General features: G+C 37.4%; 30 protein-coding genes. 6 read left to right on the plus strand and 24 right to left on the minus strand.

Annotation, left to right across the window (positions count from 1 at the left end; translation table 11 throughout):
- Positions 1-100: 100 nt before the first annotated feature.
- Together ACFO5T_RS08045 and ACFO5T_RS08050 are read left to right on the plus strand one after the other, a co-directional pair.
- A complete protein-coding gene (locus tag ACFO5T_RS08045) occupies positions 101-1,198 on the plus strand; it encodes a fatty acid desaturase family protein (protein ID WP_380033476.1) in 1,098 nt (365 codons plus the stop codon).
- A gap of 110 nt (positions 1,199-1,308) precedes the next feature.
- Entirely contained in the window at positions 1,309-2,493 is a 1,185-nt protein-coding gene (locus tag ACFO5T_RS08050) for a pyridoxal phosphate-dependent aminotransferase (protein WP_035327609.1), read from the plus strand.
- A gap of 76 nt (positions 2,494-2,569) precedes the next feature.
- Here the strand turns inward: ACFO5T_RS08050 and ACFO5T_RS08055 are convergent, their stop codons facing one another.
- A complete protein-coding gene (locus ACFO5T_RS08055) occupies positions 2,570-3,418 on the minus strand; it encodes a carcinine hydrolase/isopenicillin-N N-acyltransferase family protein (protein WP_380033478.1) in 849 nt (282 codons plus the stop codon).
- A gap of 218 nt (positions 3,419-3,636) precedes the next feature.
- Between ACFO5T_RS08055 and ACFO5T_RS08060 the strand changes: the two genes are divergently transcribed.
- Genes ACFO5T_RS08060 through ACFO5T_RS08075 form a run of 4 tightly spaced genes read left to right on the plus strand, consistent with a single transcriptional unit; the run spans position 3,637 to position 8,352 of the window.
- Positions 3,637-5,436 (plus strand): DUF885 domain-containing protein, encoded by a 1,800-nt coding sequence (locus tag ACFO5T_RS08060; protein ID WP_380033480.1) that lies wholly within the window; start codon positions 3,637-3,639, stop codon positions 5,434-5,436.
- A 60-nt stretch (positions 5,437-5,496) separates the two neighbouring features.
- Entirely contained in the window at positions 5,497-6,660 is a 1,164-nt protein-coding gene (purT, locus tag ACFO5T_RS08065) for a formate-dependent phosphoribosylglycinamide formyltransferase (protein WP_035327603.1), read from the plus strand.
- 10 nt (positions 6,661-6,670) lie between these two features.
- On the plus strand, positions 6,671-7,336 hold the full coding sequence (locus tag ACFO5T_RS08070) for a restriction endonuclease NlaIII (RefSeq protein ID WP_035327601.1): 666 nt from the start codon (positions 6,671-6,673) through the stop codon (positions 7,334-7,336).
- Positions 7,337-7,338: 2 nt separating this feature from the next.
- Positions 7,339-8,352, plus strand: a complete 1,014-nt coding sequence (locus tag ACFO5T_RS08075; protein WP_035327599.1) for a DNA adenine methylase — start codon at positions 7,339-7,341, stop codon at positions 8,350-8,352.
- A gap of 16 nt (positions 8,353-8,368) precedes the next feature.
- Here the strand turns inward: ACFO5T_RS08075 and ACFO5T_RS08080 are convergent, their stop codons facing one another.
- From ACFO5T_RS08080 to rplX, 23 genes are all read right to left on the minus strand, one after another.
- Positions 8,369-9,283, minus strand: a complete 915-nt coding sequence (locus tag ACFO5T_RS08080) for a dimethylarginine dimethylaminohydrolase family protein (protein WP_035327597.1) — start codon at positions 9,281-9,283, stop codon at positions 8,369-8,371.
- 99 nt (positions 9,284-9,382) lie between these two features.
- Entirely contained in the window at positions 9,383-9,880 is a 498-nt protein-coding gene (locus tag ACFO5T_RS08085; protein ID WP_380033485.1) for a GyrI-like domain-containing protein, read from the minus strand.
- A gap of 102 nt (positions 9,881-9,982) precedes the next feature.
- Positions 9,983-11,269 (minus strand): citrate synthase, encoded by a 1,287-nt coding sequence (locus ACFO5T_RS08090; RefSeq protein ID WP_298351821.1) that lies wholly within the window; start codon positions 11,267-11,269, stop codon positions 9,983-9,985.
- 683 nt (positions 11,270-11,952) lie between these two features.
- Positions 11,953-13,242, minus strand: a complete 1,290-nt coding sequence (eno, locus tag ACFO5T_RS08095; protein WP_035327593.1) for a phosphopyruvate hydratase — start codon at positions 13,240-13,242, stop codon at positions 11,953-11,955.
- 138 nt (positions 13,243-13,380) lie between these two features.
- A complete protein-coding gene (gene carA / locus ACFO5T_RS08100) occupies positions 13,381-14,493 on the minus strand; it encodes a glutamine-hydrolyzing carbamoyl-phosphate synthase small subunit (protein ID WP_380033488.1) in 1,113 nt (370 codons plus the stop codon).
- Positions 14,494-14,607: 114 nt separating this feature from the next.
- On the minus strand, positions 14,608-15,309 hold the full coding sequence (locus ACFO5T_RS08105; RefSeq protein ID WP_375252341.1) for a hypothetical protein: 702 nt from the start codon (positions 15,307-15,309) through the stop codon (positions 14,608-14,610).
- 138 nt (positions 15,310-15,447) lie between these two features.
- Positions 15,448-15,915: a 50S ribosomal protein L17 gene (rplQ, locus tag ACFO5T_RS08110; protein WP_038599628.1), complete on the minus strand. Its 468-nt coding sequence runs from the start codon at positions 15,913-15,915 to the stop codon at positions 15,448-15,450.
- Between the two features lie 57 nt (positions 15,916-15,972).
- Complete coding sequence (locus ACFO5T_RS08115) at positions 15,973-16,965, minus strand: DNA-directed RNA polymerase subunit alpha (RefSeq protein ID WP_013751347.1); 993 nt, start codon at positions 16,963-16,965, stop codon at positions 15,973-15,975.
- A 25-nt stretch (positions 16,966-16,990) separates the two neighbouring features.
- Positions 16,991-17,596: a 30S ribosomal protein S4 gene (gene rpsD, locus ACFO5T_RS08120; protein WP_038599625.1), complete on the minus strand. Its 606-nt coding sequence runs from the start codon at positions 17,594-17,596 to the stop codon at positions 16,991-16,993.
- 89 nt (positions 17,597-17,685) lie between these two features.
- On the minus strand, positions 17,686-18,069 hold the full coding sequence (gene rpsK, locus ACFO5T_RS08125; RefSeq protein ID WP_035327583.1) for a 30S ribosomal protein S11: 384 nt from the start codon (positions 18,067-18,069) through the stop codon (positions 17,686-17,688).
- A 9-nt stretch (positions 18,070-18,078) separates the two neighbouring features.
- Complete coding sequence (gene rpsM / locus ACFO5T_RS08130; protein WP_038599622.1) at positions 18,079-18,453, minus strand: 30S ribosomal protein S13; 375 nt, start codon at positions 18,451-18,453, stop codon at positions 18,079-18,081.
- A gap of 5 nt (positions 18,454-18,458) precedes the next feature.
- Positions 18,459-18,575, minus strand: coding sequence for a type B 50S ribosomal protein L36 (ykgO, locus tag ACFO5T_RS08135; protein ID WP_010519235.1), 117 nt, complete (start codon positions 18,573-18,575; stop codon positions 18,459-18,461).
- Positions 18,576-18,592: 17 nt separating this feature from the next.
- Entirely contained in the window at positions 18,593-18,808 is a 216-nt protein-coding gene (gene infA / locus ACFO5T_RS08140) for a translation initiation factor IF-1 (RefSeq protein WP_013751343.1), read from the minus strand.
- The gene (secY, locus tag ACFO5T_RS08145; protein WP_380033492.1) at positions 18,808-20,160 is read right to left on the minus strand and encodes a preprotein translocase subunit SecY; all 1,353 of its coding nucleotides are present in this window, start codon (positions 20,158-20,160) and stop codon (positions 18,808-18,810) included. Before secY ends, infA begins: the two co-directional genes overlap by 1 nt.
- Positions 20,161-20,173: 13 nt before the next feature.
- On the minus strand, positions 20,174-20,626 hold the full coding sequence (gene rplO, locus ACFO5T_RS08150) for a 50S ribosomal protein L15 (RefSeq protein ID WP_038599618.1): 453 nt from the start codon (positions 20,624-20,626) through the stop codon (positions 20,174-20,176).
- A 12-nt stretch (positions 20,627-20,638) separates the two neighbouring features.
- A complete protein-coding gene (rpmD, locus tag ACFO5T_RS08155) occupies positions 20,639-20,818 on the minus strand; it encodes a 50S ribosomal protein L30 (protein ID WP_380033495.1) in 180 nt (59 codons plus the stop codon).
- Between the two features lie 11 nt (positions 20,819-20,829).
- Positions 20,830-21,354, minus strand: a complete 525-nt coding sequence (gene rpsE / locus ACFO5T_RS08160) for a 30S ribosomal protein S5 (protein ID WP_035327573.1) — start codon at positions 21,352-21,354, stop codon at positions 20,830-20,832.
- 7 nt (positions 21,355-21,361) lie between these two features.
- Complete coding sequence (rplR, locus tag ACFO5T_RS08165) at positions 21,362-21,718, minus strand: 50S ribosomal protein L18 (protein WP_375252340.1); 357 nt, start codon at positions 21,716-21,718, stop codon at positions 21,362-21,364.
- 11 nt (positions 21,719-21,729) lie between these two features.
- Positions 21,730-22,272, minus strand: a complete 543-nt coding sequence (gene rplF, locus ACFO5T_RS08170) for a 50S ribosomal protein L6 (protein WP_380033498.1) — start codon at positions 22,270-22,272, stop codon at positions 21,730-21,732.
- A 20-nt stretch (positions 22,273-22,292) separates the two neighbouring features.
- The gene (gene rpsH / locus ACFO5T_RS08175; protein WP_038599609.1) at positions 22,293-22,691 is read right to left on the minus strand and encodes a 30S ribosomal protein S8; all 399 of its coding nucleotides are present in this window, start codon (positions 22,689-22,691) and stop codon (positions 22,293-22,295) included.
- A gap of 86 nt (positions 22,692-22,777) precedes the next feature.
- Entirely contained in the window at positions 22,778-23,047 is a 270-nt protein-coding gene (gene rpsN, locus ACFO5T_RS08180) for a 30S ribosomal protein S14 (RefSeq protein ID WP_035327565.1), read from the minus strand.
- Between the two features lie 3 nt (positions 23,048-23,050).
- The gene (gene rplE, locus ACFO5T_RS08185; protein ID WP_035327564.1) at positions 23,051-23,602 is read right to left on the minus strand and encodes a 50S ribosomal protein L5; all 552 of its coding nucleotides are present in this window, start codon (positions 23,600-23,602) and stop codon (positions 23,051-23,053) included.
- Positions 23,603-23,604: 2 nt separating this feature from the next.
- Positions 23,605-23,916: a 50S ribosomal protein L24 gene (gene rplX / locus ACFO5T_RS08190; RefSeq protein ID WP_035327563.1), complete on the minus strand. Its 312-nt coding sequence runs from the start codon at positions 23,914-23,916 to the stop codon at positions 23,605-23,607.
- Positions 23,917-23,922 lie beyond the last annotated feature (6 nt).

Raw genomic sequence — 23,922 nt, forward strand, 5'->3', positions numbered from 1 at the left:
TTAAAAGAAGATTATTTTTTTTCGCGAAAGCGGAATCAAAAACCTCAACAACACTACAATAAAACAGTTATTGTAGCGCTATGAGAGTAATTATTACATTATGGAGACTACTATAAAATTTTCTCGCACGGACTCTGCAAAGTTTTTCAGAACTTTAAATAAACGTGTAAACAACTACTTTAAAGAGAATAATATAAAACGCACAGGTAACTGGAAATTGTACCTTAAGGCAATCATTATGTTTGCCATTTACTTAGTTCCTTACTTTTTATTTTTAACGCTAGATATGCCTACCTGGCTTCAGATTGTCCTTACCGTTGTTATGGGTGTGGGTATGGCTGGTATAGGGATGAATGTGATGCACGATGGTAATCACGGTTCATTTTCTAGTAAAAAATGGGTAAACAAATTAATGGGAAGCAGTATTTATATACTCGCTGGTAATGTTTATAACTGGCAAGTACAACACAACGTGCTTCACCACACGTATACTAACATACACGGTCACGATGAAGATATGGAAGCTGGTCGCGTGTTACGATTTTCAAAACACGGAAAATGGCACTGGGCACATAAGTTCCAGCATTACTACTCGGTGTTTTTATATGGTCTACTTACCTTTAACTGGGCACTTACTACAGATTTCTTCCAGATGAAACGTTATATGAAACGTAAATTATCTTACGGAAAACTACAGAGCCCTGTAAAGCAGTGGAGCACACTACTTATTACAAAAGCGATATACATCGCGATGTGGATTGTTATACCTCTTGTATTTATTGATCTTGCTTGGTGGAAAATTTTAATAGGCTTCTTTATTATGCACTATACGGCAGGTCTTATTTTGAGTATTATTTTCCAGCTTGCGCATATGGTAGAAGATGCACATATGCCGCTACCAGATGAGACAGGAACTATGAAAAATACTTGGGCAATACACCAGCTATTTACTACTGTAAACTTCTCAACTAAAAATAAGGTGATGAACTGGTTTTCTGGAGGATTAAACCACCAGGTGGAGCACCACATCTTCCCCCACATAAGCCACGTACACTATACTAAGATTAGTAAAATTGTAAAGGAGACAGCACAAGAGTTTAATTTACCTTACCACGAGTATAAAACTACTAGAAAGGCACTTATCGCTCACTTTAGTCACTTACGTGAGATGGGTATGAAACCTGCGATTTCTGCATAGAAGTGGTTAAATTTTTAAGAAAATATCAAACGCCAAATCCCATAAGGATTTGGCGTTTTTAGTTACCTTGCACTAAATCTTTTATCAACTAAATAAAGAATGCGCCTCGTATGAAGAATTTATCTACCCGCGTTACAAATATGGCAACCTCTGCAACTCTTGCAATGGCTGCAAAGGCTCGCGAATTAAGAGCAGAAGGAAAAGACATCATAGGTCTTAGTCTAGGAGAACCAGATTTTAATACTCCAGACTTTATTAAAGATGCTGCAATTCAAGCAGTAAATGATAATTACAATTCATACACACCGGTAGATGGTTATGTAGAGTTAAAAGAGGCGATTATCACAAAATTTAAGAGAGATAATAATCTAGATTACACCCTCCCACAAATTGTGGTTTCTACAGGTGCAAAGCAGTCACTTGCAAATATTGCTCTTGTATGTCTTGACCCAGGTGACGAGGTGATACTACCTTGCCCTTACTGGGTGAGTTACTCAGACATTGTAAAAATAGCCGAAGGTGTACCAGTAGAGGTAAAAACCTCAATAGATACAGATTTTAAAATGACACCAGAGCAGCTAGAAGCAGCTATCACGCCTAAGACAAAGATGCTTTGGTATAGCTCTCCTTGTAATCCATCTGGATCAATATACAGTAAAGAAGAGCTACGCGCTCTGGCAGATGTACTTGCAAAGCACCCTCAAATTATAGTAGTAAGTGACGAGATTTATGAGCACATTAATTATGTGGGAGATCACGCAAGTATGGCGCAGTTTCCAGATATGTATGACCGTACGGTAACTGTAAATGGTGTTTCAAAAGCATTTGCAATGACGGGATGGCGTGTAGGTTACATAGGAGGCCCAGAATATATTGCACGCGCTTGTAACAAGATGCAAGGACAGATTACTAGTGGTACAAACTGTATTGCACAACGTGCAGTAATTACGGCTCTTGAAGCTCCAGTAAGCAAAGTACAGTATATGATTGATGAGTTTAAAAGTCGTCGTACGCTAATACTGGACTTACTTAATGATATTGAAGGCTTTAAATGTAACGAGCCAGAAGGTGCGTTTTACGTATTTCCAAATATCTCACACTATTTTGGAAAAACGCTAGGAGGTCAAAAAATTGAAAACGCAACAGATTTTTCTCTTTACCTTCTTGAGGCGGCAAATGTTGCAACGGTTACTGGTGAAGCATTTGGAAACCCAGATTGTATACGTATATCTTATGCAGCGAGTGTAGACAACATTAAAGACGCAATGAAGCAGATTAAAGCTGCTGTTTCATAGACCTTATATATTACGCTTTCGCGAAAGCAAAACAAAACCCGCTAATCTCTTAGCGGGTTTTTCATTTATAACGAAGTTAATCCATATCGATTTTTCGTTTTTTATTAAGTGCAAATTCTTTTTTGAGATCTATACGCATCATTTTACTTCCATCTAGTTTTGGCACCATAACCATTTGCATCGCTGTAATTTCAAAAAAGGTAGTGTAGAGCGTCCCTCCCATTTTACCCTCACCCCAGTCTACAGCTGGTTGCACTGCTCCAGCCATCGTTTGCCCCACAGATTTTAAGGTGATGTCTTCTCCACTGCGTTCTAGCTCATCTACGCGTGAGTTTATAGATTGATATCGGTGGCAAGGAAAGCCACCTTCTTCTGGAGCATTTATCAAAAAATTTGTGGCTACTAGGGTGTTGCCCTCCATAGGTATGATATGTTTCTTGCCGTCTATCCACTCTACAATAACTGCATTACCGGTGGCATCACCTATTAAAAAATGACTCTGGTGCACGGCGAGTTTTTGCTCCTCTATCCAGGCAAGCGCTTCCTCTACTGTACTTGCGTTTGCCAGTAAGTCATCTCCTATATTACCTTTTGCCCAGCCATACCCTTCTGGCATTTTTTGTTCTGGCGTTACCGCTACGTCAAAAAATAATCCTGCGCTATTTATACCTCCCTGAGCAAAATTATCCCAGCCATACCATAATCTTGCTAGCTTTTTTGAAGTCGCTTTTTCTATCTGTATATAAGCATCGGTATCAAGCCAGAAGTCTTCATTATTTACGGCATAAATAGTACCCGTTTCTTTATCTACATAATACAAAATAGAACACGCATACATAGAACTAGCACAAGCAGCAATTAAACATAGCGTTAATAAACACTTTCTAGAGGTGTTGTTCAATTTCTTTGTCAATAGATGAATCATAATTTACAGCTTTAAGAACCTGACTTCCTTAAAGATGCAACAAAAATCACATACACACCAAATGTAACAAGCAAGTTATTACCTCATAATTTATGTACTTATAGGTATCTTAGTAGAGTAATTTTTAAAATGAGTAATCTCGCTTTCGCGAAAGCGTAAAAACCCACAAAAACCACGATCAGTAGTAAAATACTGTGAGAATTAATACGACTCGACTTATGAAAAAAACGCTACTTGCAGGAATGATGGCTCTAAGCCTTATAGCTTGTAAAAACGACGCTACCACAGAAACAACTACCACAGAAACAACTAGCACAGGAGATACATCTCTGGCATTTAACAATGTGCTAGATAACTATTATGAAGACGGCCTAAAGCTTAACCCGCTTAATGCGACAATGTCTGGTGATAATAGGTATAATGATAAATTTCCAGATGCATTATCTCAATCTCATAAGGATGCAGTAAGAACTTATTATACTTCTTACCGCGACTCTATACAGCAGTTTAACGACAGTGATCTTACAGACACAGAGAAGATGAGTAAGGAAGTATTGCTCTGGGATATTGCTATCAATCTAGAGGGTATGGAGTTTAAAAAAGACCTCACGCCTATTGACCAGATGTGGTCACCACATCTTATGTTTGGCCAGCTTGCAAGTGGAGCGAGTGCACAACCTTTTAACACTGTAAAAGATTACCGCAACTGGCAGCAGCGCGTAGATGAGTACCTAGTGTGGCTCAACAGCTCAGAAACAAATATGCGTAAGGGAATGACTGAAGGGTATGTACTTCCTAAATCACTTATTAAGAAAATCATCCCGCAAATGGATGCTATGACAGAGCCTACCATAGAGAATCACCTTTTTTATAAGCCTGTCGCAAATTTTCCTGATGGAATAACCGAAGAAGACCAGAATATCATACGCACAGATTATAAAAATATGATAGAAGGTAAAGTAATCCCTGCTTATGCAAAGATGCGTGACTTCTTACAAAATGAATACTTAGCGGCTGGGCGCGATAGCTCTGGTTATAGTGATTTACCACAAGGAAGTGAGTATTATGACTATGCCATAAAATTATATACCACTACCACAATGAGCGCAGACGAGATACACCAGCTTGGACTAAGTGAGGTAGCCCGTATACGCAAGGAGATGGAAAAAGTAAAGGAGCAAGTAGGTTTTAAAGGAGATCTTAAAGCATTTTTTGACGATGTACGTACTAACAAAAAGCTAATGCCGTACAGTACTCCAGAAGAGATTATTGCAAACTTTAATGCAATGCACGAGACTATAAAGCCGCAGGTAGACCAGCTCTTTAGCCTACAGCCTAAAACAGCTTTTGAAGTAAGACAGACAGAAGCTTTCCGTGAAAAATCTGCAAGTGCAGAGTATAACCCAGGATCGCTAGATGGTACTCGACCAGGTATTTTCTACACACCTATACCAGACGCAACTACCTATAATGTATATTCAGACGAGTCTTTATTTTTACACGAGGCTATACCAGGTCACCACTTCCAAGTGTCACTTACGCAAGAAAGTGAGACACTACCACAGTTTAGAAAAACTTTATGGTACAGTGCTTACGGCGAGGGCTGGGCACTATACACAGAGTCGCTTGGTAAAGAATTGGGACTTTATATAGACCCATACCAATATTTTGGAACACTAGGAGCCGAAATGCACCGAGCAGTTAGGCTTGTAGTAGATACAGGAATCCACACCAAAGGATGGAGCCGTGAGAAAGCAATCGCATATTGTCTAGAAAATGAAGCCGAAAGTGAAGCAGGTATTACATCAGAAATTGAGCGCTATATGGCAAATCCGGGACAAGCGCTTTCTTATAAAATAGGCCAACTTAAGATTAGAGAACTTAGAGAAAAAGCAACTCAGGAGCTTGGTGATAAATTTGACATACGAGATTTTCACAAAGAAGTACTCGAGACAGGATGTATTCCTCTTGCGCTACTTGAGGAAAAAATTAATGGTTGGATAGAAGAAAGTAAATAATACCGTTTTCACGCAAGTGAAGTTTATACTAAGCTTGCCGAAGTGCGAAAGCAAAACATTATGAATAAAAAAATAGTATTACTAGGCTCAGGAGAACTAGGAAAGGAATTTGTAATAGCTGCACAACGTCTAGGTCAGACCGTAATTGCTGTAGATAGTTATGATAATGCCCCTGCTATGCAAGTAGCAGATGGTCGCGAAGTAATTAATATGCTAGATGGGAAGGCACTAGATGCGCTTGTAGCAAAACATAGCCCAGACTATATAGTACCAGAAATAGAAGCTATAAGAACAGAGCGATTATATGATTATGAAAAACAAGGAATCACTGTAATACCTAGTGCAAAAGCAGCAAATTTTACAATGAATCGCAAATCTATACGCGATCTTGCTGCAAAAGACCTTGGCTTAAAAACTGCAAATTATCGCTATGCAACCTCTGCTCAAGAGCTCCAAAAAGCGGTTAAAGAAGTAGGCATTCCTTGCGTGGTGAAACCACTAATGTCTTCTAGCGGAAAAGGACAGTCTACCATTAAAACACCAGACGACATACAACGAGCGTGGGACTACTCTCAAGAAGGCTCTCGAGGTGATGTTGCAGAGGTTATTGTAGAGGCTTTTGTAAACTTTAATTATGAGATCACCCTACTCACGCTTACACAACACGACGGCAACACTTTGTTTTGTCCTCCTATAGGTCACCGTCAAGAACGTGGCGATTATCAAGAAAGCTGGCAACCCGCCGCAATGCAAGAAGATCATCTTAAAACCGCTCAAGATATGGCGGCTCAAGTTACTGCAGCGCTAGGCGGTGCTGGTATCTGGGGCGTAGAATTTTTTATAGGAAATGATGGCGTTTACTTTTCTGAGCTTTCTCCACGCCCACACGATACAGGTATGGTAACGCTTGCAAACACGCAAAATTATAATGAGTTTGAGCTACACTTAAGAGCTGTTTTAGGACTTCCTATAAAAGAAATTACTCAAGAACGTATAGGTGCGAGTGCAGTTATACTAGCTACGGCTCACTCAGAAAATCCAGGTTTTACTGGCATTAATACCTTGGCTACTGCGCCAAAAAGCGATTTCAGACTTTTTGGAAAACCTACTTCTCGTCCATACAGACGTATGGGGGTTGTAGTAACCTATGATGATCTTAATGGAGATATTACAGAGGTAGTATCGAGAGCAAAAGAGCTAGCTGCCAAAGTTAAAACTACTTAAATATTAATGTATGACAAAAACAGAATTATTTTTAGAATTAGCACAACCTAATGAAAAAGGTGTTAGCAGATGGGTTTATACGTCAGAATTTAAGAATACATATGCAGCACTTAAACTAGGTAATGGAGGGAGCTGGTGCCGAAAGAGCTCAAAACTTGCGAAGAACTATTTAATAGAGTTTAATAAAAATCTTTCTCCTGGCAACTCCATTGATGCAATTAGAACAACTGGCATAAATAATACTATCAGCTTCAACCAGAATATTAGACAAGATATTAAAACGCATTACAAGGATAAAAAATGCGTTATGTTAGGTATTTCTGGAAACTCAGAGAATACTATCATTGAGATTGATCATAAAGATGGAAGAAAAAATGACGCTCGTGTATCAAATTTACAAACACAAAAAATAGAAGATTTTCAGCCACTTACCAAAGCTGCAAATGACGCAAAAAGACAAATTTGTAAGAAATGTGCTGAAACAAATTTAAGATGGAGTGCAAAAAACATTAAAGGAAATCCATATGATTTCTATGAAGGAACAAAAAAATATACAGAGGAACTAGGTTGTAAAGGTTGCTACCAATTTGACCCGGTGAAATACAGATTGAAAAGTATAGAATTGATTAGCAAGGAGGCTGCTGAGTATGTTTCAAAAAAACTGATGAACAATTAAGAATGAATTATATAGGATCAAAATTAAAGCTGTCTCAATTCATAAAAGAAACTATTAAAAAAACAGTAGATTATAACACAACGGATACGGTATTTTGTGACTTATTCGCTGGTACTGGAACAGTAGGTAGGTTATTTAAAAATGATGTAAAAAAGGTTATTTCAAACGATATTGAGTACTATGCATATATATTAAATAAAAACTACGTCGAGAATAATTCGTCAATTCCAAACTATACTGAATATTTTGATTTTTTAAATAATCTCGAACCAATTACAACAGGATTTATATATAACAACTACTGTGCGGGAGGACACGGAGAAAGGCTTTACTTTTCCGATCATAATGGACAAATGTTGGATGCTATACGCCAACAAATTGAACTTTGGCATCTAAATAAGGAAATTACTGAAAAGACGTATATTTTTTTGCTAGCAAGCTTAATTGAAAGTATGGATAAAGTTGCTAACACAGCTTCAGTATATGGAGCATATCTTAAGAAGCTAAAAAAATCAGCTAAAAAAGATATTGTTATTAGTCCTGCCTTTTTTGAAATTACCAGCGGAAAACACAAGGCTTACAATTCTGATAGTAATGTTTTAATTAAAAAAATCAGTGGTGACATACTATACTTAGATCCTCCTTACAATACCAGACAATACGGTTCTAACTATCACCTTCTTAATACAATATCCAAATTTGACAAGTTTGAGCCAAAGGGAAAGACAGGTTTAAGAGAATACAATAGGTCAAAATACTGTAGTAAGAGAACTGTGCTTAAAGAATTTGAAGAATTAATTGCGAATGCCAAATTTAAAAATATTTTTTTAAGCTACAATAATGAAGGTTTAATGTCATTAGATCAAATAGGGGACATTATGAGCAAGTATGGTCAATACAATGTGATATCGACTGATTACCAAAGATTCAAGGCTGACAACAAGAGAACTAATAAATCTAACAAAACCACTGAATATATTCATATTCTAGAAAAAAGATTAGCTTCCTCTTTTTAGCGAATTAAATACTTTTCTAGTCTCTTATAAGTGGCAATGTACTGCAGCGCAGCAAGCCTTCTTGCTTTGCTATCTCTGCATAAGGAACCTCTTCTACAGTGATATCTTGATCGCGTAGCCAAGTGTTTAATCTGGTAAAATTGCGTTCAGAAATTACTACCTCTGGAGAAATACTAAAGATATTAGAATTCATATTAAACATCTCCTGAGAGGTGATTTCAAAGATATTTTCTTTCCCGTAAAAGTTTACCAGCCACTCGTATTCCTTTTCTTGTAAAAAACCATTTTTATGAAGTATAGCTTTACCATTCCCCACTGGCTGAAAACAGCAATCTAAATGTAAGGCATTATTATAAGGATCTGTATTAGACTTTCTAAGGTCAAAAGACATTACCTTCTTGCGAGGAAACAAATCTTGTATCATACCTACCGCAAGCATATTAGTACGCGCAATGATATAATCTGGATAATCATCACCTCTATATGTACCTATAAAAATATGATCATCTGCCAGCATCACATCTCCTCCCTCAATGTGCGCCTCTTCTGGTAATCTAAAAACGTGTGTAGACGGCACTTGTCTTATCACGTGCTCAATGGCTTCTATCTCTTCTTCTCTGTCTGGTAATATATTAGATTTAAAGAATTTATCATCTATAACAAATCCTATATCACGTGTAAAGATCTGATTTAGGTTCTCTATAATTTGCGGTCTGTAAACCTCTACATCGTACTTTTTAAAGACTGCTGCCACGGCTTCCATCTCTGGAACCATATCTTTCTCTAGAGGATACGTTCCTTCTCTTAAATGTAGCGCAGATTTTGGATCATAGGCTTCCTCAAGTTTTGGAGTAGGTCCATTACTTTCGGCAGTACCTAAGATTACGGCTCTAAGCCTTGAAGTTTCGTTCTTTACGTTTAGTTTAAGCATAAGGTAAAGATAACTCAGTTTTGCTAAAAAAAGAATGCCAATCTATATGAAATTTATCATATACGCAGTGCATCGTGATTTTTACGCTTTCGCGAAAGCTTACTTAATAGGTATCCACACTTCTTCTTGAGATTGTGGATTATTTGGGCCTAGGTAGTCCTCTGGCATAAATTCATAATGTGGTCTATCATCTAATTGATACCCAGAATTTGGTAACCACTGACTGTAGATATATTGAGCAAATGCTCCAAAATCACGTGTGGTTCCTTTGTATGGAAAAACTACCCATTTACCTTTTGGGATTTTTAATACTTCTAATTGATTTGGAATGTCATTTTCGGTTGTTACAGCTACTGCGGCCCATTTTACAAACTTAGTTTCTGGTGTAAATGGAGTAGTCATAAAATCATCTGCATAGCATTGCACACTATAACTCCCTCTATTAGACTTATTAAGAATAGTCCTCCTTAGCGGTCCAAAGGCTTGCCATAACTGCATTGTAGTATTATGAGCTAGAGACATTGTAGCCTGTAAACCTACAAGGATAAGTTCAGGTTGCTCTACGATAACTGGTGATGGGTGCTTGGTATCTTTCACGAAAGTGAATTTACAATTTTTTAAATAGGTACGTTATTGCTTTTAAGGCATAAAAAAAGAGCAAGCTAAACGCTTGCTCTTTTTTTATGTACTACTGAGTTTTTATCTCTCAGAAACTTCTTTAAAAGCTCTTAAGTTCTCACCAGTATAAACCTGACGTGGACGACCTATAGGTTCTTTGTTAAGACGCATTTCTCTCCATTGTGCGATCCATCCTGGAAGACGACCTAATGCAAACATAACCGTAAACATCTCTACTGGAATGTCTAGAGCTCTGTAAATAATACCTGAGTAAAAATCTACATTAGGATATAATTTACGATCTACAAAATATGGATCTTCTAGCGCTTCTTTTTCAAGACCTTTTGCAATATCAAGAACTGGATCTTGTATACCTAGTTGACCAAGAACCTCGTCTGCAGCTACTTTTATGATTTTTGCACGTGGATCGAAGTTTTTATAAACTCTGTGTCCAAAGCCCATAAGACGGAAAGGATCTTGCTTATCCTTTGCCTTTGCCATATATTTTTTAGTGTCACCACCATCATTCTTTATTGCCTCAAGCATTTCTATAACTGCTTGGTTTGCTCCACCGTGTAAAGGACCCCATAATGCCGAGATACCTGCAGAGATAGAAGCAAATAGACCAGCGTGAGATGATCCTACAATACGCACTGTAGATGTAGAACAGTTTTGCTCGTGGTCTGCGTGTAAAATTAATAACTTATCTATAGCAGCGATTATCTCTTTATCTACGGTATAAGCTTCATTAGGCTTTGAGAACATCATTTTATGGAAGTTCTCTACATACCCTAGTGAGTTATCTCCGTAATCTAACGGTTGACTTTTCTTTTTACGCATTGCCCAGGCAGCTAGCACAGGAAACTTTGCTAGCAGCTTTACGATTGCGTTATACATTTCTTCTTCAGAATCTACATTTACTGTAGAAGGATTAAATGCAATAAGTGCAGATGTAAGAGCACTTAATACTCCCATAGGGTGAGCAGACTTAGGAAAACCATCTAAGATTTTCTTCATATCCTCATCTACGTGAGACTCAGACTTAATATCTGCATCAAATTTTGCAAGTTGCTCCTTTGTAGGTAATTCTCCAAAAATTAAAAGATATGCAGTTTCAAGAAAGTCTGCTTTTTCGGCAAGTTCTTCTATTGAGTATCCTCTATATCTAAGAATACCTTTTTCTCCATCAAGGAAAGTAATAGCACTCTGGCAAGACCCTGTATTTTTATAACCTGGGTCAATAGTCGTTATACCTCCAGTAGCACCTCTAAGTGCTTTAATATCTATTGCCTGCTCTTGCTCTGTCCCTGTAATGATAGGAAACTCGTAGCTCTTTCCGTCTATTGTTAAAGTTGCTTTATCTGCCATCTATGCCTGAAAAAATTTATTTTTACTTAGTTTATTTTGGAAGGCTAAATTACAAAAAAGAAGTCGTTTTATTTAACATAATACGCCGCTAGATGGTTAATAAAATGTAAAAATATCGGTCTTTTGACCTTTCTATTACTTACCGCGTAAATAAATAGATGGAGATGTATAATTATCTTAAGATAGTACTGTGCGATAACTCTCTCAAATCATAGCTAAACCCTCAAATTTAAAATAAAGATTTAATGCTTAGATACAGTTTTTTAAAAAGAGCGAGCGTGCAGCAAAAGGGCCTCACTGCCCGCTCTTTACCCAACTTAAAAAATTATATACCTGTTTATTCACTAACGTGGTATCAACAATTGTGGGCAAACTATTAAGGTGTTACTTCTTGAATTTTAACTACCTAATGAAAGTCTAAAGATAACCTTATAGCGGTTACCTCATCTTTACGTCGGCAATTTACGTTCTTTTTATCGATGCACAAGTATTTTTGTGTAAGTTTATTCTTTCTTTTTTAAAAAACTTGTATTTTATTAACATTCTACTTGTAAAAAATAATAAAATTTTTATTTTTTACTTAAACTGACTCCTATATGCCAGTAAACCAGACTCAAAAATAAAAATAGTCTCATAAAAAAAACCCTCTCAGAGAGAGGGTTTCAAAAAATATAGTTTTACTTCTATTTAATTTTAAAAGCATTCATTGCCGGAAAGTAAGCAGTATCTGCAAGCATTTCTTCTATACGAATAAGTTGATTATACTTTGCCATACGGTCTGACCTAGAAGCCGAACCAGTTTTGATCTGTCCCGTATTAAGTGCTACTGCGAGATCTGCAATAGTATTATCTTCGGTTTCACCAGACCTATGCGACATTACTGATGTATATCCAGCATTGTGAGCCATATTTACGGCTGCAATAGTTTCTGTAAGAGTCCCTATTTGATTTACCTTAATAAGAATTGAGTTTGCAATACCTTCATTAATACCTCGAGAGAGTCTCTCTACGTTAGTAACAAATAAATCATCTCCTACAAGCTGCACTTTATCACCCACCTTATCGGTTAAGTATTTCCAGCCTTCCCAGTCATTTTCATCCATACCATCTTCTATTGAGATAATAGGATACTTATCTGCTAGTTCTGCTAGATAATCTGCTTGCTCCTCACTAGTGCGTATTTTACCTCCTTCTCCTTCAAATTTTGCATAGTTATATTTACCATCTACATAAAACTCTGCAGCAGCACAGTCTAAGGCAATCATTATCTCATCACCCCAAGAATAACCAGCTTTTTCTACAGCAAGTTTTACACTATCAAGTGCATCTTCTGTACCGTCAAGTGCAGGCGCAAATCCTCCCTCATCTCCTACAGCTGTACTTAAATTTCTGTCGTGCAATACTTTTTTAAGATTATGAAATATTTCTGTACCCATCTGTAAGGCGTGACTAAAGCTCTCTGCTTTTACAGGCATTACCATAAACTCTTGAAAGGCAATAGGTGCATCACTATGAGAACCTCCATTTATAATATTCATCATAGGTACTGGAAGTGTGTTTGCACTAACTCCACCTATATATCTATATAATGGCATATTAAGCTCGGCTGCTGCGGCTTTTGCGCAGGCTAATGAAACTCCTAATATAGCGTTTGCTCCTAATTTCGACTTGTTAGGAGTGCCATCTAGTTCAATCATTAACTCATCTATGGCATTTTGTTCAAAAACTGAAACACCTAAGAGTTCTGGAGCGATAAGGGTGTTTACATTTTCTACCGCTTTCTTAACACCTTTACCCATAAAATCTGTACCACCATCACGCAACTCAACAGCTTCGTGCTCACCTGTAGATGCTCCAGAAGGTACTGCTGCTCTACCCATAGCGCCCAGTTCTGTAAATACATCTACCTCTACTGTAGGGTTACCTCTTGAATCAAATATTTGTCTTGCGTGAATTTCTATGATAATGCTCATTTTCTTAGTTGTTTTGTTAGTTACGTAAAAATACGATTTTGACCTTAATTTCTATAAATTGATAGGTTATTGTCGCGATAACGTTTTCGCGTAAGCGTTATAAAAAAAATCCCTGCCATAATGGAAGGGATTAAATTTTTATGCTGTTACGCTTTTTATATTTTCTATAAACTGATCAAATAGATAGGTAGCGTCATTAGGTCCTGGGCTTGCTTCTGGATGATATTGTACTGAGAAACAATTCTTATTCTTCATTTTAATCCCAGCAACACTATGATCATTAAGGTGAACGTGTGTTATCTCTACCTCTGGATGTGCTTCTGTCTCTTCCCTATTAATAGAGAAACCGTGATTTTGAGAGGTTATCTCTCCTTTACCTGTAATCAAATTCTTAATAGGGTGGTTAATACCGCGATGCCCATTATGCATTTTATATGTTGAAATCCCATTTGCAAGGGCAATTACTTGATGGCCGAGACATATCCCGAAAAGAGGCTCATCATCTGCAATGATATCCTTTGCGACCTGAATGGCATTTACGAGCGGTTCTGGATCACCAGGGCCATTTGATAGAAAATATCCATCTGGATTCCAAGATTTCATTTCTTGGTATGTTGTATCATAAGGAAAAACCTTTACATAAGCTCCACGCTTTGCAAGGTTACGTAAGATGTTGCGCTTAATTCCAATATCAAGGACTGCAATTTTAACCTCCGCATCTTCTTCTCCAAAGTAGTATGGCTCCTTTGTAGACACTTTTGATGCTAGTTCAAGTCCTTTCATATCGGGAACTTCGGCTAGCTTTGCCTTAAGCGCTTCTATATTTTCTACATCTGTAGTAATTAAAGCATTCATAGATCCATTATCACGTATGTGTGCTACTAGGGCTCTAGTATCAACATCAGAAATAGCAAACAAATCACTCTTATCTAAAAACTGCTCTAGAGACTCCTGAGCATCTTTGCGAGAATAATTATAACTAAAGTTTCTACATATAAGACCTGATATTTTTACTTTATCAGACTCTGTCTCAACATCTGTAGCTCCGTAGTTACCTATGTGAGCATTTGCAGTTACCATTAATTGCCCAAAATATGAAGGATCTGTAAAGATCTCTTGATATCCCGTCATACCGGTATTAAAACAAACTTCTCCATATGAAGTTGCTTCTTTATCTCCAACGGCTTTACCGTGAAATATAGTCCCATCTGATAATAAAAGTAAGGCAGGTCTTCTAGATTGATATTTCATTAAGAATTTATTTTATAAACTTTACAAAAATAGGTTAAAAAAAGGTTTTCAGAAAAGGACTTTATCCCATATCTAAACAAAAAAATGGGAGCCAAATAGCTCCCATAAATAATATTATAAACTCCCATAGTAACTGGCGATCTTTTCAAGGTCTTTCTCATCTCTAAAATTGAGATCATTTTTATCTGCATAGGCCTCAAGCATATCGGCTTTACTACCTGCAAGTTTTAGAAAGCTAGATTTTTTTAATTTAAACTTTTTAAAACTTCTACCCTTCTTCACATAGTAAGAGTCTTTCATAAGGTACTTGTCATTTTGTTGAGCAAGCATCGGGTTGGGGCTTCCTTCCTTAATATCGATTTTATAATCTTTATATATAGCAAAATCATCAGTTTCCGCTACAACCTCTACTAGACGGTAACCTCCCTCTACTGGAGAAAAGATGTTTTTATACGTCTTATTATTTACAACCATTTTCTCAATGTTTGTAAAATCAAAAGTAAATACTGAGTCTGTTCCTATCTTAGATTCAAAAACATTACGTCTGGCATTGAGATTAATATTATCACGCAAACGCAGCGTCATACCTCCCGTAGTTTGGATAATAGCCGTATTACGCCACGTTTCAAAAACGTGAACAGTACCGTCTATACGCCTTGCTGGATTAAAGACTATACTAGAACCTCCTACGCCAGCTCCATCTGGACCGAAAGAGGCAAGTGCTCCAAGTACATTGTTATTTGCATCTACTGCATCCTTTTGTGCATAAAGTGATGTTGCTAAAACACACATTACTACTATAGCTATTTTTTTCATTTTCTAATATTTTAATTTCAGTAACTAATAGGCAAACACTTTGCCAAACATTTAATTATACCGCCAAAAATAAAAAAAGGGATTTACCTTGCAGTAAATCCCGATACTAATTAACCTATTTTCATAAGGTTTACCGTTCTATTCTTCCTCATTAGAAGCAGTTTCTGTAACTGCAGGAGCAGCTTCAGCTTTCTTACCTCCACGACGAGTAGATTTCTTTTTGGCAGGTTTACCAGCGTTGTAAATCTCATTGTAATCTACAAGTTCGATCATTGCCATATCTGCGTTATCTCCAAGACGGTTACCCAACTTGATGATGCGAGTATAACCTCCTGGACGATCACCTACCTTTGCCGCAACATCTCTAAATAATTCTGTAACTGCATCCTTCTGACGAAGTTTTGCAAATACAATACGACGGTTGTGAGTCGTATCAGATTTTGATTTAGTGATCATAGGCTCTACAAATTGCTTAAGTGCTTTTGCCTTTGCAACTGTAGTGTTTATTCTTTTATGTTCAATTAAAGAGCAAGCCATATTTGCAAGCATAGATTTTCTATGTGCAGTCTTTCTCCCTAAGTGATTAAATTTCTTTCCGTGTCTCATTGTAATAATTATTTTTCCGCTTTCGCGAAAGCGCTGTTCTACTTAAAGTACAGCTACCTAGTCTTTATCTAATTTATATTTGGCTAGATCCATTCCGAAACTTAGTCCTTTTACATTTACTAACTCTTCAAGCTCAGTAAGTGATTTTTTACCAAAGTTTCTAAACTTCATCAAATCATTCTTGTTATAAGAAACAAGATCTCCTAAAGTTTCTACCTCTGCAGCCTTTAAACAATTAAGCGCACGTACAGATAAATCCATATCGATAAGCTTTGTTTTAAGTAACTGACGCATATGAAGAGATTCCTCATCATAAGTCTCAGTTTGTGCAATCTCATCTGCCTCTAGAGTGATACGCTCATCAGAGAATAACATAAAGTGGTGGATAAGTGTTTTTGCAGCTTCAGTAAGTGCTTCTTTAGGGTGGATTGAACCATCTGTAATTATCTCAAAAACTAATTTTTCGTAATCAGTCTTTTGCTCAACACGGTAATTTTCTATACTGTATTTTACATTACGGATAGGTGTATAAATAGAATCTGTAAATATAGTTCCTAATGGAGCATTAGATTTCTTATTCTCCTCTGCAGGAACGTACCCACGTCCTTTCTCTATAGTGATTTCCATATTAAGGTTCACTTTCTTATCCATATTTGCTATAACCATATCTGGGTTAAGCACTTGGAATCCTGAAATAAACTTTTGGAAATCTCCAGCTGTTAATTGATCAACACCTGATAAAGATATAGTTACAGTCTCATTATCTATCTCCTCTATCTGACGTTTGAAACGTACTTGTTTGAGGTTAAGTATAATTTCTGTAACATCTTCTACTACTCCAGCCAATGTTGAAAACTCGTGGTCTACACCTTCTATACGTACAGATGTAATTGCAAAACCTTCTAATGAAGATAATAATACACGACGTAAAGCGTTTCCTACTGTTAAACCATAACCTGGTTCTAAAGGTCTAAACTCAAATTTACCTTCAAAATCAGTAGAGTCAATCATAATGACTTTATCGGGCTTCTGGAAATTTAATATTGCCATATCGGTTTTCTAGCTTTAGTGGTTATTACTTAGAGTACAGCTCGACGATGAACTGTGTGTTGATGTTTTCAGGTATCTGAAGACGTTGTGGTACTGCCACAAATGTTCCCTCTTTCTTATCGTTGTTCCAAGTGATCCACTCAAAAACGTGACTTGCATTAGAAAGTGAGTTAGAAATTACTTCTAAAGATTTAGACTTTTCGCGTACAGCAATAACATCACCAGCTTTTACTTGATAAGAAGGGATATTTACAATGTTTCCATTTACAGTAATATGACGGTGTCCTACTAACTGACGTGCACCGCTTCTAGAAGGAGACATTCCCATTCTATAAACAACGTTGTCTAGACGACACTCACATAATTGTAAAAGAACTTCACCTGTAATTCCAGGAGCACGGTTTGCTCTGTCATACATATTTCTAAACTGACGCTCAAGTATACCGTAAGTATACTTTGCTTTTTGCTTCTCAGCTAGTTGTACAGCGTATTCAGATTTTTTTCCTCTACGTCTGTTGTTTCCGTGTTGCCCTGGAGGGTAATTTCTTTTTTCAAAAGATTTGTCTTCTCCGAAGATTGCCTCGCTAAATTTACGTGCGATCTTTGTTTTGGGACCAGTATATCTTGCCATTTTAAATGTGTGTTTTGAGGGTGGTTAGAAATTAAGGTCAATCCTTTGCAAACCGTTCTCCCTCGAGATATTAATTAAATAATTATTTATTAAACGCGACGTCTCTTTGGAGGACGACACCCGTTGTGTGGCATTGGAGTGATATCAATGATTTCTGTCACTTCAATTCCACTATTATGTACAGCACGTATAGCAGACTCACGCCCGTTACCTGGTCCTTTTACATAAACTTTTACTTTACGAAGGCCTGCCTCGTGAGCAACCTTTGCACAATCTTCTGCAGCAGTTTGAGCAGCATAAGGAGTGTTCTTTTTAGAACCTCTGAAGCCCATTTTACCAGCTGATGACCAAGAGATTACATCTCCTTTTTTGTTTGTTAACGATATGATGATGTTGTTAAAAGAAGCTGTTACGTGCGCCTCTCCTACTGATTCTACAACAACTTTACGTTTTTTTGCAGTTTGCTTTGCCATTATGCCTTATTATTTAGTTGCTTTCTTCTTGTTTGCAACTGTTTTACGCTTTCCTTTTCTCGTACGTGAGTTATTCTTTGTACGTTGTCCTCTTAATGGAAGACCTACACGGTGACGAATACCACGGTAACAACCGATGTCCATCAGACGTTTAATGTTCAAAGATACTTCAGAACGAAGTTCCCCTTCGATAGTAAATGTACCAACAGCATCACGAATACGACCTATCTCGTCATCATCCCAATCAGATACTTTCTTATCTTCTGATACATTTGCAGTAGCAAGTATTTCTTGTGCTCTACTTTTTCCTATTCCAAAGATGTACGTTAATGCAATTACACCTCTCTTTTGTTTTGGGATATCTATCCCTGCAATTCTAGCCATAACTATTAACCTTGTCTTTGTTTAAACCTAGGGTTCTTTTTGTTTATTACGTATAATCTGCCTTTGCGACGAACGATCTTGCAATCGGCACTTCTTTTCTTAATGGATGCTCTTACTTTCATATCCAGCTTTTTTCCGCTTAGTAGCGGTACGTTATACGAGCCTTTGACAAATCGTAAGGACTCATTTCTAATTTTACTTTATCCCCAGGTAATAATTTAATATAGTGCATACGCATCTTACCTGAGATATGCGCTGTCACAACGTGACCATTTTCTAGTTCTACACGAAACATTGCATTTGATAATGCTTCTATTATAGACCCATCTTGTTCTATTGCTGCTTGTTTTGCCATTATGCTACTGCTTTACGGTTTTTACCAGACTTCATAAGACCATCATAGTGCTTATTAAGTAGGTAAGAATTCACTTGTTGCATAGTATCTATTGCCACACCCACCATAATGAGTAGGGAAGTTCCTCCATAAAATAAAGCCCATCCCTGTTGCATACCTAATATATTAACCGCGATAGCAGGAAATATAGCGATAAGTGCTAAAAATATAGATCCAGGCAATGTAATCTGAGACATAATCCTATCTAAATACTCTGCTGTTTCAGATCCAGGACGAATTCCTGCAATGAAACCTCCACTACGCTTAAGATCCTCTGCCATTTTATTGGTAGGAACTGTAATCGCAGTATAAAAATATGTAAAGATAATAATCAAAAGTCCAAAAACTAAATTATACCAAAACCCAAATATATTATTTCCAAAATTAGTCTGTAACCAAGTACCTACCGATGTGTCAGCGAGGAAACTCGCTTCTCCAATAAGACCCGGTACAAACATAATAGCCTGTGCAAAAATTATTGGCATTACTCCAGAAGCATTTAATTTAAGAGGTAAAAAATTTCTAGCTCCAAACGCGTTCTTTTCATACTCACCAGTGGCAGTTCTTCTTGCATATGATACAGGAACTTGACGCACTGCCATAACCAATAGGATACAAAGAAGAATAATCACAAACCAAATTACTAATTCAATAAGGATCATTATTAATCCACCATTAGATTCAGTAACACGGGCAACCCACTCCTGTACAAATGATATAGGCATAGTTGCGATAATACCTACCATAATAAGTAATGATATACCGTTTCCTATTCCCTTATCTGTAATCTTTTCACCTAACCACATCGCAAATATACATCCTGTTACAAGGATAAGTACTGAAGAAATGTAGAATGTAGGTGTAAGACCCATTACAAAAGCAGTTGAAGGTACTCCTAGCGCAGGTAATGCAGCTAGGTACCCTGGTGCCTGTAATAAACAGATAGCGATAGTTAACCAACGCGTAATCTGATTAATCTTACGACGACCACTTTCTCCCTCCTTCTGTAGTTTTTGTAAATAAGGTATTGCAATACCCATTAACTGTACTACAATCGAAGCAGAAATGTAAGGCATAATACCTAATGCAAATACAGATGCGTTAGAAAAGGCACCTCCTGTAAACGCAGCCAAAAGCCCTAAAAGCCCTTGGTCTGTAGAAGCTTGAAGACCTCCCAATTGTGACGCATCTATACCTGGAAGTACAACTTGTGCACCAAAACGATATACGAGGAGAAGCGTAAGCGTAAGAATTATTCTATTCCTAAGCTCATCAATCTTCCAGATATTCTTTATTGTATCTATAAATTTCATCCTCTTATATCGATTATAAAGTTACAGCTTCACCACCAGCAGCCTCAACAGCAGCTTTTGCAGTTGCAGTAAATTTATGAGCAGTTACTTTGATTTTAGCTTTAAGCTCACCTCTACCTAAAATCTTTACTAAATCGTTTTTACCTACAAGACCAGCTTCAATAAGTGTATCTATAGAAACCTCTTCTGTAAGACGACCCGCGTCTACATATTCTTGTAACGTGTCAAGATTTACACCAGCATACTCCTTACGGTTTATGTTTGTAAATCCAAACTTAGGTACACGACGCTGAAGTGGCATTTGACCTCCTTCAAAACCGATTTTCTTACTATACCCAGAACGTGACTTCTGTCCTTTGTGTCCACGACCAGCTGTTCCACCGTTTCCAGTTGCCTGGCCACGTCCTTTACGACCGTCGTTTTTCTTAACAGCGCCTTTTGCAGGTCTTAAGTTATTTAACTCCATCTGTTATTTATATTAAGCTTCTTCTACAGAAACTAAGTGACTTACTTTATTTACCATACCAAGGATGTTAGGTGTGTTTTCGTGCACCTTTACCTGGCCTATTTTTCTCAATCCAAGAGATTCTAAAATTCTCTTCTGGTTCTGTGGGCGATTAATCGCGCTCTTCACCTTTGTTACTTTGATTTTTGCCATTGTTCCTTGATTTATCCTTTAAACACTTTATCAAGTGAGATTCCACGTTGCTTTGCAACTGTCTCTGCACTTCTTAATTGTAATAAAGCATCAAAAGTTGCTTTTACTACGTTGTGTGGGTTTGAAGATCCTTGATTCTTAGAAAGTACATCGTGTATACCTACAGATTCAAGTACGGCACGTATTGCACCACCTGCGATTACCCCTGTACCGGCTGCTGCTGGTAAAAGTAATACACGAGCTCCTCCAAATTTACCTTTCTGTTCGTGAGGGATAGTTGCTTTGTTTAGCGGTATACGCACTAGGTTTTTCTTAGCATCTTCCATAGCCTTTGCAATTGCAGATGCTACTTCTTTTGACTTTCCTAATCCGTGTCCTACAACACCATTCTCATCACCTACTACAACTATAGCAGAAAATCCAAAAGCTCTACCTCCTTTAGTTACCTTAGTAACACGCTGAACGCCTACTAGACGATCTTTTAAGTCTAAGCCACTTGGCTTTACTAACTCTACGTTTTTATAATCTTGATACATAACTTTATTAGAATTTAAGACCGCCTTCTCTTGCGCCCTCTGCTAGTTGTTTAATTCTTCCGTGGTAAAGGTAACCTCCTCTATCAAATACTACAGCCTCAACTCCAGATTTTGTAGCTTTTTCGGCGATTGCCTTACCTACAAGTTTTGCAGTTTCAGATTTGTTAGTCTTCGCAGCAGCGATATCCTTATCACGTGACGATGCAGCTGTAATAGTCTTCCCGTTAAGGTCGTCTATTAACTGTGCATAAATCTCTTTATTACTTCTAAATACACAGAGTCTTGGTCTCTCCGCAGATCCAGAAATAGTCTTACGAATTCTAAGGTGAATTCTATTTCTTTTTTCACTTTTTGATAATGCCATTTCTCTATGTATTATGCAGATTTACCTGCTTTTCTTCTTATTACCTCTCCTACAAACTTGATTCCTTTTCCTTTGTAAGGCTCAGGCTTACGGAAACCACGAATCTTTGCAGCGACAGCCCCTACTAGTTGCTTGTCGTGTGAAGTTAACTTCACTATAGGGTTCTTACCTTTTTCTGAGATTGTCTCAACTTTTACTTCTGGAGCTACATCTAAAACGATGTTGTGAGAGAAACCTACAGCAAGATCAAGTTTATTACCCTGATTACTTGCTCTGTATCCTACTCCTACTAACTCAAGTTGCTTTTCAAAACCTTTAGAAACTCCTTCTATCATATTTGCGATAAGAGCTCTATAAAGACCGTGCTTTGCACGTAGGTCTTTTTTATCTGATGCGCGCTCAAGAGTAATTACTCCCTCCTCGATTTTGATCTCAATACCAGAGTACTCTTGCGTAAGCTCGCCTAATTTTCCTTTTACTGTTACAATGTTATCAGCAAGAGTTACTGTAACTCCTTCTGGCACTGTAATTGGACTTTTACCTATTCTTGACATGTCTTTGTCTTTTTATCTGATTAGTAAACGTAACAAAGTACCTCTCCTCCAACATTATGTTGTTGCGCTTGCTTACCTGTCATAACTCCTTTAGAAGTAGAGACAATAGCAATACCTAAACCGTTTAAGATACGAGGTATCTCACTAGATGAAGAATATTTACGTAAACCAGGCTTACTGATTCTTTGGATATCCTTAATAACTGCTTCTTTAGTAATGCGATCATACTTCAAGGCAATCTTGATCGTATCCTGCGCTTTACCTTCTACAAATTTGTAGCTAAGGATGTAACCTTGGTCAAATAAGATTTTAGTCATCGCCTTCTTAAGGTTTGATGCTGGAATCTCGACCACTCTGTGATTTGCTGCCGATGCATTACGCACACGTGTCAGAAAATCTGCAATAGTATCTGTATTCATTTAATTATAGTTACGGTAGTGGTTTTCTCTATTTCCGCTTTCGCGAAAGCATAAAAAGAACCTTCTACCAATTTATACTCTTTAATCTACCAGCTTGCTTTCTTAACACCTGGTATCAACCCTTGGTTAGCCATCTGACGGAACATCACACGTGATATACCGAACTGACGCATATAACCTTTAGGACGACCTGTAAGTTTGCAACGATTGTGCTGACGTATAGGTGAAGCGTTCTTAGGTAGCTTTTGCAATCCTTCGTAATCTCCAGCTTCTTTTAAAGCTTTACGTTTTTCAGCATATTTTGCAACAGTTTTAGCACGCTTTACCTCACGGGCTTTCATTGATTCTTTAGCCATATCTTAGTTCTTTTTAAAAGGTAAACCTAGTTCTTTAAGCAACGATTTTGCTTCCTTATCAGTTTGAGCAGATGTTTGGAAAGTGATGTTCATACCATCTATTTTCTTAATTCTGTCAATGTTGATCTCTGGAAAAATGATTTGCTCAGTGATACCCATACTATAGTTACCACGTCCATCAAATCCTGTTGCATTGATACCGTTAAAGTCACGTACACGTGGTAATGCAGATGTTACAAGTCTATCTAAAAACTCATACATACGCTCTCCACGTAAAGTAACTTTTGCACCAATAGGCATTCCTTTACGTAATTTAAATGTTGCAACGTCCTTTTTAGACATTGTCGAGATAGCTCTTTGCCCTGTAATAAGAGTAAGCTCTTCTACAGCATTTTCAACTAACTTCTTATCTGCAACCGCAGCTCCAACACCACGAGATACTACAATCTTATTAAGACGAGGTACCTGCATAACGTTCTTATATCCAAACTCTTCTTGAAGGGCTGGCGTCACGCGGTCATTAAACTCTTGTTTTAGTCTTGGTACGTATCCCATCACTATAATATTTCGTTGTTAGACTTTGCAAAGCGTACCTTCTTACCATCTTCCATACGGTAACCTACTCTCGTAGTTTTACCATCCTTATCTAAAAGGGAAAGGTTAGATATTTGAAGTGGCGCTTCTTTTTCTTTTATTCCACCTTGAGGATTTGCGGCGCTAGGCTTTTCGTGCTTCTTCACCATATTAACACCCTCAACGATTGCTTTATTCTTCTCGATAAATACTTTTACGACTTTACCTTCAGATCCTTTATGATCTCCAGCAATAACCTTTACAGTATCTCCCGTTTTTATTTTAAGCTTTGTCATCTTCTT

This window comes from Dokdonia genika (genome assembly GCF_042652845.1).
GTDB lineage: Bacteria > Bacteroidota > Bacteroidia > Flavobacteriales > Flavobacteriaceae > Dokdonia > Dokdonia donghaensis.

Bases quoted from the DNA above. Each gene is read 5' to 3' on its own strand.
- ACFO5T_RS08090 (WP_298351821.1), bottom strand. From the start codon at position 11,269: ATGGCAGATAAAGCAACTTTAACAATAGACGGAAAGAGCTACGAGTTT.
- ACFO5T_RS08055 (WP_380033478.1), bottom strand. From the start codon at position 3,418: ATGATTCATCTATTGACAAAGAAATTGAACAACACCTCTAGAAAGTGT.
- ACFO5T_RS08070 (WP_035327601.1), top strand. From the start codon at position 6,671: ATGACAAAAACAGAATTATTTTTAGAATTAGCACAACCTAATGAAAAA.
- eno (WP_035327593.1), bottom strand. From the start codon at position 13,242: ATGAGCATTATCATAGAAATTCACGCAAGACAAATATTTGATTCAAGA.
- secY (WP_380033492.1), bottom strand. From the start codon at position 20,160: ATGAAATTTATAGATACAATAAAGAATATCTGGAAGATTGATGAGCTT.
- ACFO5T_RS08045 (WP_380033476.1), top strand. From the start codon at position 101: ATGGAGACTACTATAAAATTTTCTCGCACGGACTCTGCAAAGTTTTTC.
- rpmD (WP_380033495.1), bottom strand. From the start codon at position 20,818: ATGGCAAAAATCAAAGTAACAAAGGTGAAGAGCGCGATTAATCGCCCA.
- ACFO5T_RS08050 (WP_035327609.1), top strand. From the start codon at position 1,309: ATGAAGAATTTATCTACCCGCGTTACAAATATGGCAACCTCTGCAACT.
- carA (WP_380033488.1), bottom strand. From the start codon at position 14,493: ATGAAATATCAATCTAGAAGACCTGCCTTACTTTTATTATCAGATGGG.
- rpsE (WP_035327573.1), bottom strand. From the start codon at position 21,354: ATGTATCAAGATTATAAAAACGTAGAGTTAGTAAAGCCAAGTGGCTTA.
- rplR (WP_375252340.1), bottom strand. From the start codon at position 21,718: ATGGCATTATCAAAAAGTGAAAAAAGAAATAGAATTCACCTTAGAATT.
- ykgO (WP_010519235.1), bottom strand. From the start codon at position 18,575: ATGAAAGTAAGAGCATCCATTAAGAAAAGAAGTGCCGATTGCAAGATC.
- rplX (WP_035327563.1), bottom strand. From the start codon at position 23,916: ATGACAAAGCTTAAAATAAAAACGGGAGATACTGTAAAGGTTATTGCT.
- rpsM (WP_038599622.1), bottom strand. From the start codon at position 18,453: ATGGCTAGAATTGCAGGGATAGATATCCCAAAACAAAAGAGAGGTGTA.
- ACFO5T_RS08115 (WP_013751347.1), bottom strand. From the start codon at position 16,965: ATGGCAATATTAAATTTCCAGAAGCCCGATAAAGTCATTATGATTGAC.
- rpsN (WP_035327565.1), bottom strand. From the start codon at position 23,047: ATGGCTAAAGAATCAATGAAAGCCCGTGAGGTAAAGCGTGCTAAAACT.
- rplO (WP_038599618.1), bottom strand. From the start codon at position 20,626: ATGGAGTTAAATAACTTAAGACCTGCAAAAGGCGCTGTTAAGAAAAAC.
- rpsD (WP_038599625.1), bottom strand. From the start codon at position 17,596: ATGGCAAGATATACTGGTCCCAAAACAAAGATCGCACGTAAATTTAGC.
- rplQ (WP_038599628.1), bottom strand. From the start codon at position 15,915: ATGAGACACGGAAAGAAATTTAATCACTTAGGGAGAAAGACTGCACAT.
- rplF (WP_380033498.1), bottom strand. From the start codon at position 22,272: ATGTCAAGAATAGGTAAAAGTCCAATTACAGTGCCAGAAGGAGTTACA.
- ACFO5T_RS08060 (WP_380033480.1), top strand. From the start codon at position 3,637: ATGAAAAAAACGCTACTTGCAGGAATGATGGCTCTAAGCCTTATAGCT.
- rpsK (WP_035327583.1), bottom strand. From the start codon at position 18,069: ATGGCAAAGCAAACTGCAAAAAAACGTAAAGTTGTTGTAGAATCAGTA.
- rpsH (WP_038599609.1), bottom strand. From the start codon at position 22,691: ATGAATACAGATACTATTGCAGATTTTCTGACACGTGTGCGTAATGCA.
- ACFO5T_RS08075 (WP_035327599.1), top strand. From the start codon at position 7,339: ATGAATTATATAGGATCAAAATTAAAGCTGTCTCAATTCATAAAAGAA.
- ACFO5T_RS08080 (WP_035327597.1), bottom strand. From the start codon at position 9,283: ATGCTTAAACTAAACGTAAAGAACGAAACTTCAAGGCTTAGAGCCGTA.
- ACFO5T_RS08105 (WP_375252341.1), bottom strand. From the start codon at position 15,309: ATGAAAAAAATAGCTATAGTAGTAATGTGTGTTTTAGCAACATCACTT.
- purT (WP_035327603.1), top strand. From the start codon at position 5,497: ATGAATAAAAAAATAGTATTACTAGGCTCAGGAGAACTAGGAAAGGAA.
- infA (WP_013751343.1), bottom strand. From the start codon at position 18,808: ATGGCAAAACAAGCAGCAATAGAACAAGATGGGTCTATAATAGAAGCA.
- rplE (WP_035327564.1), bottom strand. From the start codon at position 23,602: ATGGGATACGTACCAAGACTAAAACAAGAGTTTAATGACCGCGTGACG.